Here is a 15095-nt window from a genome sequence, read left to right as displayed (position 1 = left end):
CTCTCGGTTTTCTTGAATGGAGCGCGCAACGCGCGTCTCCATCCAGTTAACCCGGCAATGCATCCCTTGTGAAGAAGTCGGATGCGCGGTGTACCCCACGCATCGCGACTTGCGTTGAGGCGCTACTTCTTCGGCGGCGTCGGCCACGGCTTCTGCGGGCCGCGCAGGCCCTCGAATGCCTTGCCCATGCCGAGCACGCCGATGTCGTCGAAGCGGCGGCCGATGATCTGGACGCCGATCGGAAAGCCCTTCTTGTCGTAGCCGCCGTTGATCGACAGCGCCGGGTTCTCCGACATATTCCACGGCACGGTAAAGCAGATGTGCTCGAACGGCTTTGCCGGGTCGTTGAGCGGCGCGGCGAACTCCGCCGGGAAGTTCACCACCGGCGACACCGGCGAGATCACGTAGTCGACGTCGCAGAACAGTTTTGCGGCGGCGGCGCGGATCGCCATCGTGGTGTTGAAGCCGCGCACCACGTCGACGCCTGAGAGCTTTGCGCCGGCCTCGGCCCAGCTGAAGATGTAGGGCAGGGTCTTCTCGCGCTCGGCCTGCGACAATTTCGACAGCTCGTCCCAGGTCCGCGCCCGCCAGAAATGGTCGAGCCCCCCGAGGATCTCCGGCGTCATGATGCCGTCGATCTCGGTCACCACGGCGCCGCCGGATTCGAACGCCTTGGCCGCCTTGACGACGACCTCGCGGACTTCCTTCTCGACCTTCTGGCCGGCGCCGGCGTCGAGCATCAGCCCGATGCGCAGCTTGCGCGGCGACTTCTCCAGTGCCTTCCAGTTCACCTCCAGCGCCGGCAGGCTCATGCCGTCGCGGCGGTCGGGACGCGACAGCACGCTCATCATCAGCGCGGCGTCGTCGACCGTGCGGGTCATCGGACCTGCGACGCGGCCGACATAGGGCGGGTCGATCGGCACGCGGCCCAGACTCGGCTTCAGCGCGACGAGGCCGCACCAGGCGGCCGGCAGCCGCACCGAGCCGCCGATGTCGGTGCCGAGATGCAGCGGGCCGTAGCCGGCGGCGCCGGCCGCACCGGCGCCGGCGCTGGAGCCGCCGGGGTTCTTGCTGACATCCCAGGGATTGCGGGTGAGCGGATGGAACGACGACAGCCCCGAAGACAGCATGCCGTAATCCGGCATCGTGGTCTTGGAGAAGATCACGCAGCCGGCCTCGCGCAACCGCGCCGCCGGCGGCGCATCCTTCTCGGCCGGCACGAGCTTGACGCTGGCGGCGCCCAGCGGCACCGGCTGACCCTTGGTCGCGACGTTGTCCTTGATGGTGGCGGGAACGCCATCGAGCGTGCCGGTCGGCTCGCTCTGCTGCCAGCGCTCGGTCGAGGCCTTCGCGACCTTCCGCGCGCCATCTGGATCGTAGAGGTAGAGCGCCTTGATGTGCGGCTCCCAGCTCGCGACCTGGGCGATGATCTCCTCCAGCACCTCCGACGGCGAGAACTGCTTGGCGCGATAGCCGGCCAGCAGGTCGGTGGCGGAGAGATCGTGCAGCGAAGTGATGGCGTCCTGCTTCGGCTTATGCATGGGCACCTACCGGCAGGCGTTTCTCGATGATGCGGGCGAACATGCTGGCGCCGATCGGCAGGATCTTGTCGTCGAGAACGTAGCCGGGATTGTGCACGGGCACGGAACCATCATGGCCGACCCAGAAATAGGCGCCGGGCACGGCCTGCATCATGTCGGCGAAATCCTCGCTGCCCATCTTGGGCGTCGAACGCGTGATCACCTTGGCCGGATCGACAACGGTGCGCGCGACTTCCTCGACGACGCGGGACTGCTCTTCCTGATTCACCAGCACGCTGAAGCCGTCGCGGATCTCGACCGAGATTTCGGCGTCATACGCCGCCGCGAAGCCGGCGGCGATTTCGCGCATGCGCTTGCGGATCAGCGCGCGGATCTCGTCGGAGAAGCAGCGCACCGTGCCGCACATCCAGGCGTCGCCGGGAATGACGTTGTAGGCCGAACCGGAGTGGATCTGCGTGATCGACAGCACCGCAGCCTGCAGCGGATCGACGTTGCGGCTGACGATCGACTGCAACGCCTGTCCGAGCGACATGGCGATCACGACCGCGTCCTTGGAGCGCTCCGGCATCGCGCCGTGCGCGCCGTAGCCCTGAATCCTGATGTCGAAGAAGTCGGCGGCGGCCATCGCTGGGCCGGGCAGGATCGCGATCTCGCCATGGTTGAGGTCGGGCGCGTTGTGCAGGCCATAGACCTCGTCGCAGGGGAATTTCTGGAACAGGCCGTCCTTGATCATGGCGCGGGCGCCGCCGAGGCCTTCCTCGGCCGGCTGGAAGATGAAATGCACGGTGCCGTCGAAATTGCGGGTCTCGGCGAGATAGCGCGCCGAGCCGAGCAGCATCGTGGTGTGGCCGTCATGGCCGCAGCCGTGGAAGCGGCCCGGGATGGTCGAGCGCCACTTCAGATTGGTGTTCTCCTCCATCGGCAGTGCGTCCATGTCCGCGCGCAGGCCGATCTTCTTGCCGCTCGTGCCCTTGCCCTTGAGCACGCCGACCACGCCGGTGCCGCCGAGGCCGCGGTGCACCTCGATGCCCCAGCTCGTCAGCTTGTCGGCGACGATGCCCGAGGTCCGCACCTCCTCGAACCCGATCTCGGGATGGGCATGCAGGTCCCGCCTGATCGCGGTGAGCTCGTCGGCAAAACTGTCGATGCGGTCAATGGTGGGCATGATCTCTCTATCCGTTGCTGCGTGATGGGGAGGAGGGTGTGAAGGCGGGGCCGTTCGGCTTGATGCGGATGCCGGGACGCAGATGCTTCCACGGCAGCGTCGCGGGATCGGCCGGCATCGGGCCGGGCGCGGCGCAGATCAACAGCTTCTCGGCGATCGGCTCGAAGTCGGCGCGGAAATGCACCGAGCTCTTGTTGACCAGGATTTTCTGCGCGGTCGGCTCGATGCCGACATAGCGGTACATCGCCTGGTCGGCGAGCTGAGCCTTGTAGGAGGCGACCACGACGCGAACGTCGCCGATGCGCAAACAGGCCGACGGCCCCATGTCCATGTCGCGGCCGCCATAGAACGGCCCGGGCGCGATGAACTTGCCGTCCGAGAGTGTTTCGACGAGGAAGCTCTCGCGATATGGCGCATCGCCGGGCGTGCCGGACTTGCCGCCGAGCTCGAGCGTGACGGTCGCGCCTACGCCGGCTTCATGCGCCGCCTGCGCCGATTGCGGATCGCAGATCACGCCGGTGGCGCCGCTCGCTCCGTTGCGCACCAGCGCGCGCAGCATGCCGGTGGTATCGGACGTGCCGCCGGCGCCGGGATTGTCCTGGGTGTCGGCAATGACGATCGGTTTTGCTGCCGATCGCGCCAGCTCCATCGCGTACCTGATACCATCGTCGGGAGAATAGATGCGGCCGTCGAAATCGTCTTCATGGCCTTCGACCAGCGCGGCGACGCTGTCGGCCGCGGCATCCGCATCGGCCTGCGTGCGGCCATAGGCGAACACGCTCGGGCCGCAATCCCTGAAATCGGCGGCCGGGAAGCCAAACGCAAATGAAAGCGTCGGCACCGCCGCGCTCTCCAGCGCCGCGAGCTTCTGATAGATGCCCTTGGCCGGCTGGTCATTGGTGCATTGCCAGCTGATCGGGATCAGGAACGGCAACTGCCGGAACGCTTTTGCGAGCCGCTGTCCAGACTTGAGCAGCAAGGCAAGATGCCTGGCGCTGGCACGGCCGGTGTCGGCCATGTCGACATGCGGATAGGTGCGGTAGGCGATCAGCGCGTCGGCATGCGCGATCATCTCGGGCGAAACGTTCGCATGCAGGTCGAGGCTCGCGACCAGCGGCACATCCGGGCCGATCGCCTTGCGAACGCGGGCGAGGATCTCGCCTTCGCCGTCGTCAAGGTGCTCGGTCACCATCGCGCCGTGCAAATCGAGATAGACGCCATCGACCGCGCCGGCGGCGGCAATGCCGTCGACCATCTCGGTCACGATGCGCTCGAAGGCGTCCTTCGTCACATGCGCCGACGGGGTGGCGCCGGCGGCGACGGTGGGGACCAGCTCCCAGCCATGGGCCTCCGCCGTCTCGACGAAGCCGGCGAGACCGGCGTTGATCCGGCGCATCACCTTGAGCACGCCGGCGCCATGCGTCATCGCCGGCCAGCCGCCGCCATGCACGAAATCATCGTAGGTTGCCTTCGTCGGCGCGAAGGTGTTGGTCTCGTGCAGGAAGCCGCCAACGGCGATGCGGGTCATCAAGTGGTCTCGACACTTTTCTTCGATCGTGATGCGATTGGAAGGGATCGCGTCATGACCTGGTCTGTTTGCTGAGCTTGATCTTCCGGACAACCGGCGGCCGCTTCCGGATCATGCTCTGGCGGGCGACGTTAAGCGTGTCGTCGCGCCCAGCGCAAGCCGTCGAGCACCTCCGGATTTGCATGCCCTCAACGCAGTCCGTCATTCCGGGGTGATGCAGCAGCATCGAGCCCGGAATGACGGCGGAGGGGGTTACTCCGCCGCTTCGGAAACCGGACGGAAATTCGCAAAATCCCAGCCGCGTCCGGGGGCGGCGTCGAGCAGTGCGCGGGTATAGGCCTGCTGCGGATTGGTCAGCACCTCGGCCGCCGGTCCCTGTTCCACGACGCGGCCATGCTGCATCACGGCGACGTCGTCGCAGATCTGCGCGGCGACCCGCAAATCATGGGTGATGAACAGCAGCGCGATGCCGAGCCGCTTCTGGATTTCGTCGAGCAGATCGAGCACCTGCGCCTGCACCGAGACGTCGAGCGCAGACACCGCTTCATCCGCCACCAGCACGTCAGGATCGAGCGCCAGCGCGCGCGCAATCGCGATGCGTTGCCGCTGGCCGCCGGAGAACTGATGCGGATAGCGCGAGATGGCGTCCGGCGGCAGGTGGACGAGCTTGAGCAGCTGGCGCGCCCGGGCCAGCGCATCCTTGCGCGGCATGCCGTAGTTGATCGGTCCCTCCGCGATGCTCTCGCCGACCGTGACGCGCGGATTGAGCGAGCGGTAGGGGTCCTGGAAGATGATCTGGATCTTCTGCCGATGCGGCTGCAGCAGCCGGCGCGACAGGTCGGAGATCTCGCGGCCGGCAAGCCGCACGCCGCCCGAGGTCGGATCGATCAGGCGGACGATGCAGCGCGCCACCGTCGACTTGCCGGAACCGCTTTCGCCGACGATACCGAGCGTGCGGCCCTTGCGCAACGTGAGGGTGACGTTCTGCGCGGCGGCGACCTCGCGGGCTTTGCCGAACAGCGAACGCTCCCGGTAGACCTTGCCGAGCTCGTTGGCCTCCAGCACGACCGGCTCGGTGGTCTCGGGGCGCGGCGTCCGCGGCACCAGGCTCGGCACCGAGGACAGCAGGTTCCTGGTGTATTCCATCTTGGGATGGCGCAGCACGTCCTGCAGCGGACCGGTCTCGACCAGCCGGCCGTGCCGCATCACCGCGACGCGGTCGGCGATCTCGGCGACCACGCCCATGTCGTGGGTGATGAACAGCACCGCGGTGCCGTGATCGCGCTGCAGGTCGCGGATCAGGGTCAGGATCTGCTTCTGGGTGGTGACGTCGAGCGCGGTGGTCGGCTCGTCCGCGATCAAAAGCTTCGGCTCCAGCACCAGCGCCATCGCGATCATGATGCGCTGGCGCTGTCCGCCGGAAAGGCGGTGCGGGTAGGAGGCGAAGATGCGTTCGACGTCGGGCAGCCGCACATGCTCCATCATCGCCAGAATCTTCTGGCGGCGTGCGCGGGCGTCAAGGTCGGTGTGGGCGCGCAACACCTCGTCGATCTGGCGGCCGACATGCACCACCGGATTGAGCGCGGTCATCGGCTCCTGGAAGATCATCGCCATCCGCGTGGCGCGCAGCTGGCGCAGCCGCCGGTCGCTCGCGGTCAGCAATTCCTCGCCGACCAGCTTGACGCTGCCGCCCGACGGAATCAGCGTGCCCTTCTGCTGCAGGCCCATCACCGTCAGCGACGTCACCGACTTGCCGGAGCCGCTTTCGCCGACCAGGCAGAGCGTTTCGCCCTCGGCTACCCGCAGCGACAGGTCGTCGATGATGCGGTGCGCATCGGCCTTGCGGCCGAGGCCGACGACGAGGTTGTTGATGTCGAGGACGACGTTGGTCATCTGGTCTCTCCGCCGTCATTGCGAGCGAAGCGAAGCAATCCATCGCGCCGCCGAAAGAAAGAGTGGATTGCTTCGTCGCTGCGCTCCTCGCAATGACGACATGGCACACTTACCACCATCATTTCCCCTCACGTTGCTTCATGCGGGGATCGAGCGCGTCGCGAGCGGCATCGCCGATCAGGTTGACGCTGAGGATGGCGATCGAGAGCAGCAGGCCCGGCCAGAAGATCAGCTGCGGCTTGACCTGAAAATAGGCGCGGCCTTCGGCCATGATGTTGCCCCAGGTCGGCGTTTCCGGCGAGATGCCCGCGCCGAGGAACGACAGGATCGCCTCGGTCAGGATCGCGGATGCGCAGACATAGGTGCCTTGCACGATCAAAGGCGCGATCGTGTTCGGCATCAGATGCCGCCACATGATCTTGGGCAGGCTGGAGCCGACCGAGATCGCGGCCTCGACATAGGGTTCCTCGCGCGCGGTGAGCACCACCGAGCGCACCAGCCGCGCCACGCGCGGGATTTCGGGAATGGTGATCGCGACCATCACGGTCCAGATGCTGGCGCCCGACAGCGACACCACGGCGATGGCGAGCAGGATGGAGGGGATCGCCATCAAGCCGTCCATCACCCGCATCATCACGGCATCGACCCAGCGGAAGAAGCCGGAGACGAGCCCGATCAGCAGCCCGATCACGATCGAACAGACCGCGGCGCCGAGCCCGATCACCAGCGAGATCCGCGCGCCGTAGATGATGCGGGACATGAGGTCGCGGCCAAAGGCGTCGGTGCCGAGCAGGAACTGAGCGCTGGCGGGCTTCAGCCGCTGCGCCGGCGCCAGCAGCAGCGGATCGTGCGGCGCCAGCAGCGGTGCGAAGATCGCCATCAGGATGATGAGGGCGAGGCAGATCGTCGCAACCGCAATGATCGGCGTCGCGGTGAGGAAGCCGAGCCGCAGGCGGAACGGCCGCGTGACCGGTATGGAGGACTCTGGAAGGGTATCGATCGCCATCGCTCAGTACCGGATACGAGGATCGAGCAGGGTGTAGGCGAGGTCAATCAACAGATTGACCGCGACATAGATGCCCGACGTTAACAGGATCATCGCCTGGATCACCGGATAGTCGCGCGCCAGCACCGCATCGACGGTGAGGCGGCCGATGCCGGGCAGGTTGAACACGCTCTCGGTGACGACGACGCCGGAGATCAACAGCGCAAAGCCGGAGCCGATCACGGTGATGACCGGCACCGCGGCATTGCGCAGCGCGTGGCGCAGCAGCACGCCGGCCTCGCCGATGCCCTTGGCGCGCGCGGTGCGGACGTAGTCCTCGCCCAGCACGTCGAGCATCGAGGCGCGCGTCATGCGCGCGATCAGCGCGACATAGATGAAGGAGAGGGTGCAGGTCGGCAGGATGAGCCGCTCGAAGAACGGGCCGAAGCCGGCCGAGAGGCTCTTGAAGCCCTGCACCGGCACCCAGCGCAGGTCGATCGCGAAGATCTGGATCAAGACGTAGCCGATCACGAACACCGGCACCGAGAAGCCGAGCACCGACAGCCCCATCACGAAACGGTCGATCCAGGTGCCGTGCTTCCACGCCGCAATGACGCCGAGCGGCACCGCGACCAGGATCGAGAGGATGATGGTCGCCAGCGCGACCGAAATCGAGGGCTCGAGGCGCGGACCGATCATCTCGAGGATCGGCTTGTTCGAAATCAGGGACACGCCGAGATCGCCGTGCAGCAGCTTCATGATCCAGGTGTAGAACTGGATGTAGATCGGCTCGTTGAGTCCGAGCGAAGCGCGGATGCGATCGAGTTGCTCGGGCGTCGCGTTGTCGCCGGCGAGGATAGCGGCGGGATCGCCCGGCGTCAGCCGCAGCAGCAGGAACACGAACAGCGCCACCACGCCCATCACGGGAATGGCGGCGAGGATGCGGCGAAGGAGATAGCCGAGCATTGCGTTATCTCCTGCCGCCAAACGGTGCGAAGCGAAGGCTGGACCGCATCATGTCATTGATGTTCCTGTGATGTGTCTCATGCGCTTCTGCGTCTTTGGTCGCAAATTTAGCGCGAAAGGCAATGAATTTGCAGGCAAATCTTGTGCCAACGGGGCCGCAATATCAAGGCGCGGGTCAGGCGGTCTGAGGCCCGGGGAGCGCGATGTGGTGCCAACATCTGTACCGTTTTGACGTCCCCTAATCGTCCCCTCCCGTTTGCCTGAAGCTGCGATCTCGAATTGCACATGCGCTCGGCCATCGACCTGAAGCGACAGCCCCGCTCACACCCAGCCTGCTCACGTCTTTGTCACTCCGCACCATCCGGCGACGAACAGCGCGATGCTCTGCGTTGTCTTGCGAAGGCTCTCGAGCTCGACACGTTCGTTGAATGCGTGCGGGCCGATGCCGTAAGGACCATAGCAGAGTGCAGGGATGCCGTAGTCGACGCAATAGTAGCGGGTGTCGTTGACCGCCGTGGACAGCCGCTCCTCCATCGGAGCCCGGAACACGGATTGATGGGCGGCGGACAGCACAGCTTCCGCCGCACTGCCGGGCTCGCACACCGCGGCGTCAGCCTGAAAACCGCTCCACACCAGTTCGGCCGGATTGTCTGCGAGGAAGTCGTCGGCCTTGTGCGCCTCGGCGAGGCATTCTTCGATGCCGCGCATTGCATCCTGCGGCGTCTCGCCCGGCAGCAGGCCGAGCCGGCAGTCGAGCTCGCACCAGGCCGCGGTCGAGCTTGCCCAGTCGCCACCCTTGATGATGCCGACGTTGAACTTGATTGGGTTCTTGACGCCGCGGAACCAGCTGTTGTCGAGCGCCCGTGCGTTGAGTGCCTTGGTGTAATCCTGGAACGCGCGCACCAGATGCATCGCCGACAGGATGGCGCTGGTGCCGGTCTCGGAGTAGGCGACGTGCACCGGCGTGCCGCGCACGCGCAGCCGAAACCAGATCGCGCCGACCTGGGCGCGGGTGAGCGTGTGGCCGGTGGGTTCGGGAATCAGGCACGCGTCGGCGCGATAGCCGCGCATCAGGGTCGATAGCGCGCCGTTGCCGGTGCTCTCTTCCTCGGTCACGGTCTGCAGATGGATGCGGCCATTCGGCGCATAGCCGGCGCCTCTGATCGCATCGAGCGCGAAGATCATCGCCGATACGCCGGCCTTCATGTCCTGCGCGCCGCGCCCGAACATCCAGCCGTCGCGCACGGTGGCTGCGAACGGCGGCACTTCCCAGAGGTCGGCGGGGCCCTCCGGCACCACGTCGATGTGGCCCTGCAGGATCAGGCTGCGTCCGCTGCCTTTGCCGTTGAGGGTCGCGACAACCTGCCGCGATCCGGCCAGATCGATGCCGTCCATCGGCGCCGCCTTCGGATGGCTCATCAGATCGACGTCCGCCAGGCTGAACGTATCGACGTCGTAGCCGCGCTTTGCGAACTGCTCGGCCAGCCAGCGCTGTTGCGGCGCTTCCTGTCCGCGCAGGCTACGGAACTGCACCATGCGCGACAGGAACGCGACCTGATCATCGAAATGTCGGCCGACGGCCGCGCACAGCTCGCCGGCAATCTGATCCGGCCTGGTCAACGTCTCAGTGGTCATGTCCCGCCTTTCTTCTCGTTCACAAGCCCATGGACCGCCATGTCACGCATGCGCGCAGCTGCGATGCGCAATGTCCGCTCCTGAAATGGCTTGCTTCTCCCCATGGTAAGGCTAATCCCTGTCACGTGGTGGTTCTCAGCGAATTCCGGCCTGCCCACACTCTCATACGCTCATATTCCTTCGCTTCGGCCGGATAATTAGAGGAAAGCTGCGTGAGCGGTCTCGGCCGCATCGGTCTGCGACGGCACCATCGGCGGCGCACCAAGGCCGCGCCAATCGTCGATCGCCTGGGCCACCAGCTGCGCTGTCGCGGCCGACAGGGTCCAGCCGAGATGACCGTGGCCGGTGTTGTAGAACACGCCGGGAATGCGCCCTGCACGGACCACCGGCATCATGTTCGGCATCATCGGGCGCAGGCCCGCCCACGGCGCGATTTTCGAGGTGTCGACTGCCGGGAAATGATGTCGCACCCAGTCCACCAGCGGCTGGATACGGTCGGCGCGAATGTCGCGGTTGAAGCCGTTGAACTCGGCGGTGCCGGCGACGCGGAAGCGGTCGGCGCCGAGCCGGCTGGTCACGATCTTCGCCGCTTCATCGAGCAGGCTGACCGTCGGCGCGGCCTGCCGGCTTTGCGGCGCATCGAGCTCGACGGTGATCGAATATCCCTTCACCGGATAGACGTTCACCCGGTCATGAAGCATCGCAGCGAAGTGACGGCTCGCCACTCCCGCGCAAATGACGATGCCGTCCGCTTGCAGTTCGTGCCGCGCGGCAACCGCCGCGTCATGCGCGGCCGCCTCGCTCCAACTGACGCGGAATCCGTCGTCGTGGCGGACGATCGCATCGACATTGGCTTCGTGAATCATGGTCGCGCCGCGGCGGCTGCAGGCGTCGGCGAGGCCACGGGTGAATTTGTGGATATCGCCGGTCGCATCCGACGGCGTGAAGAAGCCGCCATAGCACGGCGTCTGCAGCGCCGGCTCGATGCTGCGGATTTCATCTGGCGTCACCGGCCGGCGATCGAGCCCGCCCTGCTGCAGCAGCGTGTTGACCCGCAGGCCCGCATCGAAGCCGGCCTTGTCGTGATAGATGTGCAGGATGCCGCGCCGTTCGAGATCGAAGGCGATGTTCTCGCGCTCGGCGATGGAAAACAGATGCTTGCGCGCCTCGATGGCGAGCCGCGTGGTCTCGATGGTGTTGTCGCGATAGCGGCCGATGCTGCCGACGAATTCGCCGATCCATGAGTATTTGTGCCAGCTCGGCATCGGATTCATCAGCAGCGGCGCGTCGCTTCTGAGCATCCAGCGCAGCCCCTTGAGAATGGTCGCGGCGCTGTTCCACACTTCGGCATTGCTGGCGGAGAGTTGTCCGCCATTGGCGAACGACGTCTCCATCGCAGCGTAGCGATGCCTGTCGAGGACAGTCACCCGGTAGCCGCGTTCGAGTAGGGCGTAGGCCGTCGTCACGCCGGTGATGCCGGCGCCAATGATCGCGATGTGAGGCATGATGGTCTTCAGGCTCCCGTGTTGTTAGAGTCGCCGAGCCGCCGGTGAAACCGGTGTCGGCGCCCCATCTGTCACGGTACCTGAGAGCTTGATCCGCATCGGGCCGAGGCCAGATCGCGGACTATCCCCTTCGGTGGACGCACGGCCTGTCGTGTTGGGCCATGTTCGTCTCTCTCCAGATCGTCCTGACGATACGGTCCTTTTGCCTGAGAGTTTCCGGGGCGGTTGCTCCGTCGGCGCCGATGCGAATGCGTGATGCATTCGCGTCGATCTCTCCCGCATCGTCGATTTGGACGGCCGGACCGTAGGCGAAGCCAAAAAATTGGACAAGGCTAAATTTCGATCCGGCGCTGCCAACGTGTTGTGCAGTGCAATCGATTAGTCCAGCGTCGCCAGCAATGCTGCCATCAGCCGGCCGCGCTCGGCGAGGCTGTCGACTTCGATGTGCTCGTTGAGCGTGTGCGCATCGGCGCCGCGCACGCCGAGACCATCGAGCGTCGGGATCCCCATCGCACCGGTGAAATTGCCGTCGGAGCCGCCGCCGGCGCTGCCATGCGGCAGGTCGAGCCCCATCGCGCCCGCGAGGCTTTTGGCCTTTTCGTACAGCGCCATGGTGCCGGCGTCCGGCTCCCACACCGGGCGGGTGACGCCGCGCGTCACCTTGAACGTCACGTCGTTGGACGTGCCCGACAGCGCCAGCATGCGCTCGACGCCGCGGTCGAGATCGGCCTGGCGCTTGGCCATGCTGAGCGCCTCACCGGTGCAGGTTGTCGCAACGCAATTGACCCACTGGCCGCCATGCACGATGCCGACCGAGAAGGTGCAGTCCTCGGTGGTCATGCCGTCGATGGCGAGGATCTGCCGCGCCATCTCGCGGATCGCAGAGCGTCCGGAGGACAGCGTCGCACCGGCGTGGCTCGGCTTGCCGACGGCCTCCAGATTGAAGCGCGCGATCGCGTAGCGGCCGGTGACGACGCCGTTGTTGGGCCGGCCGGGCTCGGGCACCAGCACATATTTGTTGCGCGCGGCTTCCGCTTCGATGATGTCGCGGGTCGACGGCGTGCCGACTTCTTCATCGGGCGTGAACAGCACGGTGATCGGCAGCGGCGTCGTGAACGCGGCGCGCGCCAGTTGTCTGATCGCCTCGAGCGAGAGGTAGTTGCCGCCCTTCATGTCGAAGATGCCGGGGCCGAAGCATTTATTCCCCTCGCGCCGCCATGCGAGCTTCTCGATGGTTCCGACCGGATGCACGGTGTCGAGATGGCCGGCGATCAGGATGCCGGGCTGGCCCTGTTTCGGATGCGGAAAGCGGGCGCGGACGCAGCCGGCAAAGCCCTGGCGTCCGGCGATGCGCTCGATCGTCGCACCCATGATCGCCATCTCGCGCGCGGCGAGGTCGAGCATCCGCTCGACCGCGGCAGCGTCCCAGGTCGGGCTCTCGCATTCCACCCAGCTGCGCAGGCCCTGCAGCATCGCTTCGGAATCAAAGGGAAGATTGGCTGGGTTCATGATTTTTTCTCTTCTGTTGTTATGGCGACGGCCGCGCGCCTACGAAAATCGCAGGCGACGACTTTGTAAAGTCAAAATGCTGGCGCGGCACAATTCGTTTGTGTACGTGCGATCTCCCTTGAAACCGATTGACGCGCACCGTGCTTGATGCAAGTCTCGATTTCGCAAGCCATACAGCAGGTTAGTTCGCCCAAACAACGAACCGCATGCATAACGAATAAGCCGGCTTTGACCAATTACACGTCAGGAGAAATCGTAATGTTGCCTATCTCGCGTTGGAAGCGCCGCACGATAGCGGCCGCGTTGTCGGCGATCGCGCTGTCGTTCGCGGCGCCGCAAGCCATGGCCGCGCCCAAGACCGTCACCGCGGTGATGCATTCGGATCTGCGCGTGATCGATCCGATCATGACCACGGCCTATATCACCCGCGATCACGGCTACATGGTCTACGACACGCTGCTGGCGACGGATTCCAGTTTCAAGATTCAGCCGCAGATGGCGGACTGGAAGATTTCCGACGACAAGCTGACCTACACCTTCACGCTGCGTGATGGCCTGAAGTGGCACGACGGCGCGCCGGTGACGGCGGAGGACTGCGTCGCTTCGCTCAAGCGCTGGGGCAAGGCCGACGGCATGGGCCAGAAGCTGATGGACTTCGTCGCCAGCCTCGAGGCCACCGATGCCAAGACCATCACGCTGAAGCTGAAGGAGCCCTACGGCCTGGTGCTGGAATCGATCGGCAAGCCGTCCTCGCGCGTGCCGTTCATGATGCCGAAGCGTCTCGCCGAGACGCTGCCGGACAAGGCGATCCCCGAGCAGATCGGATCGGGTCCGTTCAAGTTCGTGCAGGGCGAATTCCAGCCCGGCGTGAAGGCGGTCTATGAGAAGAACAAGGACTACGTGCCGCGCAAGGAGCCGGCAAGCTGGACCGCCGGCGGCAAGGTCGTGAAGGTCGACCGCGTCGAATGGATCACGATGCCCGACGCGCAGACCGCGGTGAACGCGCTGCAGTCCGGCGATATCGATTTCATGGAGCAGCTGCCGTTCGACATGCTGCCGGTGCTGGAGGCAAGCAAGGATCTCAAGATCGAGGTGTTGAACAAGTTCGGCTTCCAGACGCTCGGGCGCATGAACTTCCTGTACCCGCCGTTCGACAATCCGAAGGTGCGTCGCGCCGCGTTCCTGGCGATGAACCAGAAGGACGTGCTCGATGCGCTGGTCGGCAATGCCAAGTATCAGCAGGTCTGCGGCGCGTTCTTCGTGTGCGGCACGCCGCTCGAGACCGACGTCGGCGCCGAAACGCTGGTCAAGGGCAACGGCTTGGCGCAGGCCAAGAAGGCGCTCGCCGAATCGGGCTATGACGGCACGCCGGTCGTGGTCATGGCGCCGGGCGACGTCACCACGCTGAAGGCCCAGCCGATCGTTGCGGCCCAGCTGTTGCGCGATGCCGGCTTCAAGGTCGATCTGCAGGCCACCGACTGGCAGACCGTGGTGACCCGCCGCGCCAGCCAGAAGCCGCCGAAGGAAGGCGGCTGGAACATGTTCTTCACCAACTGGGTTGCCGCCGACGTTGCCGATCCCATCGTCAACGCATCGATCACCGGGCGCGGCAAGAACGGCGGCTGGTTCGGTTGGGCCGAGGATCCCAAGATCGAGGAACTGCGCGACAAGTTCGCGCGCGCGGGCTCGGCTGAGGAGAAGAAGAAGATCGCCGCCGAGATCCAGACCGAGGCCTATGATCAGGTGATCTACATTCCGCTCGGCCAGTATACGGTCCCGAGCGGATGGCGGAAGTCGCTGACCGGCGTGCTCGACGGTCCGGCCACCCCGATCTTCTGGAACATCGACAAGTCGGAGTAGGGCGAAGCGACGAACCGTCACGCGACGCCAATACATCGCACAAATGAAAATGGCCGGGCATCGCCCCGGCCATTTTGCTTTTCGCCCGGTTCCCGGCGGTCAGGTGTGACTGTCGCGCACCTGCTCGAGGCCGTCCTGCACCGGCGGTCCACCCTGCGGCGGCTTGCGCTCGGGCGACGGCGGATCCTTGCGCCGGTCCTGTTCACTCGCCGCGGGCTTGTCGGAAGGATACTCGTTCGTCATCGTCATGCTCCAATTGCTGCATGACAACAATTCTGCTGCGGAGATGTTCCAGAGCTGCATGGTCGCTAGCTTGCGCGTGTTGCAACAGGCGGGTCAGCGCCGCGGTACCCGCCTTGCATGTTGAATGTCTTGTTGAATGTCTTGAAAAGTTCGCAAGTGTCGTCGCGATGATGACGGGGCTCATTGAGCAGAATGTGTTGTTGCGTGCCATCGCGGCATTCGCGGTGTCTGCTTTGTGCGAGGACACGTCGTGGCACGTTGCGGC

General features: G+C 65.4%; 11 protein-coding genes and 2 riboswitches. Of the genes, 1 reads left to right on the top strand and 10 read right to left on the bottom strand.

Features of this window, described 5'->3' with window-relative positions:
- Positions 1-122: 122 nt before the first annotated feature.
- The 9 genes from CI41S_RS05135 to CI41S_RS05095 all read right to left on the bottom strand — a co-directional run bounded on the left by CI41S_RS05135 (position 123) and on the right by CI41S_RS05095 (position 12727).
- Positions 123-1541: an amidase gene (locus CI41S_RS05135; RefSeq protein WP_139857692.1), complete on the bottom strand. Its 1419-nt coding sequence runs from the start codon at positions 1539-1541 to the stop codon at positions 123-125.
- Entirely contained in the window at positions 1534-2706 is a 1173-nt protein-coding gene (locus CI41S_RS05130) for a M20 aminoacylase family protein (RefSeq protein ID WP_139857691.1), read from the bottom strand. Before CI41S_RS05130 ends, CI41S_RS05135 begins: the two co-directional genes overlap by 8 nt.
- A gap of 7 nt (positions 2707-2713) precedes the next feature.
- On the bottom strand, positions 2714-4234 hold the full coding sequence (locus CI41S_RS05125; protein WP_139857690.1) for a M81 family metallopeptidase: 1521 nt from the start codon (positions 4232-4234) through the stop codon (positions 2714-2716).
- Positions 4235-4486: 252 nt separating this feature from the next.
- Positions 4487-6127: an ABC transporter ATP-binding protein gene (locus CI41S_RS05120; protein ID WP_139857689.1), complete on the bottom strand. Its 1641-nt coding sequence runs from the start codon at positions 6125-6127 to the stop codon at positions 4487-4489.
- Positions 6128-6245: 118 nt separating this feature from the next.
- Positions 6246-7133 carry an ABC transporter permease gene (locus CI41S_RS05115; protein ID WP_139857688.1) on the bottom strand — a complete coding sequence of 296 codons (888 nt, stop codon included), beginning with the start codon at positions 7131-7133 and terminating at the stop codon, positions 6246-6248.
- A 3-nt stretch (positions 7134-7136) separates the two neighbouring features.
- Positions 7137-8078, bottom strand: coding sequence for an ABC transporter permease (locus tag CI41S_RS05110; protein ID WP_139857687.1), 942 nt, complete (start codon positions 8076-8078; stop codon positions 7137-7139).
- Positions 8079-8414: 336 nt separating this feature from the next.
- Complete coding sequence (locus CI41S_RS05105; protein ID WP_139857686.1) at positions 8415-9713, bottom strand: ArgE/DapE family deacylase; 1299 nt, start codon at positions 9711-9713, stop codon at positions 8415-8417.
- A gap of 197 nt (positions 9714-9910) precedes the next feature.
- A complete protein-coding gene (locus CI41S_RS05100; protein WP_139857685.1) occupies positions 9911-11218 on the bottom strand; it encodes a D-amino acid dehydrogenase in 1308 nt (435 codons plus the stop codon).
- A gap of 66 nt (positions 11219-11284) precedes the next feature.
- Positions 11285-11399, bottom strand: a riboswitch (glycine riboswitch).
- Between the two features lie 3 nt (positions 11400-11402).
- Positions 11403-11507: riboswitch (glycine riboswitch) on the bottom strand.
- 89 nt (positions 11508-11596) lie between these two features.
- Complete coding sequence (locus CI41S_RS05095) at positions 11597-12727, bottom strand: M20/M25/M40 family metallo-hydrolase (RefSeq protein WP_139857684.1); 1131 nt, start codon at positions 12725-12727, stop codon at positions 11597-11599.
- 258 nt (positions 12728-12985) lie between these two features.
- Here CI41S_RS05095 and CI41S_RS05090 point away from each other — a divergent pair, with 258 nt between their 5' ends.
- The gene (locus CI41S_RS05090; RefSeq protein ID WP_139857683.1) at positions 12986-14587 is read left to right on the top strand and encodes an ABC transporter substrate-binding protein; all 1602 of its coding nucleotides are present in this window, start codon (positions 12986-12988) and stop codon (positions 14585-14587) included.
- Positions 14588-14686: 99 nt separating this feature from the next.
- Here CI41S_RS05090 and CI41S_RS43295 read toward each other — a convergent pair whose 3' ends face one another.
- Entirely contained in the window at positions 14687-14830 is a 144-nt protein-coding gene (locus CI41S_RS43295) for a hypothetical protein (protein WP_172626984.1), read from the bottom strand.
- Positions 14831-15095: the final 265 nt, after the last annotated feature.

The organism is Bradyrhizobium ivorense, from assembly GCF_900696085.1.
Taxonomy (GTDB): domain Bacteria; phylum Pseudomonadota; class Alphaproteobacteria; order Rhizobiales; family Xanthobacteraceae; genus Bradyrhizobium; species Bradyrhizobium ivorense.
This window is presented reverse-complemented; position numbering and strand designations above follow the sequence as displayed.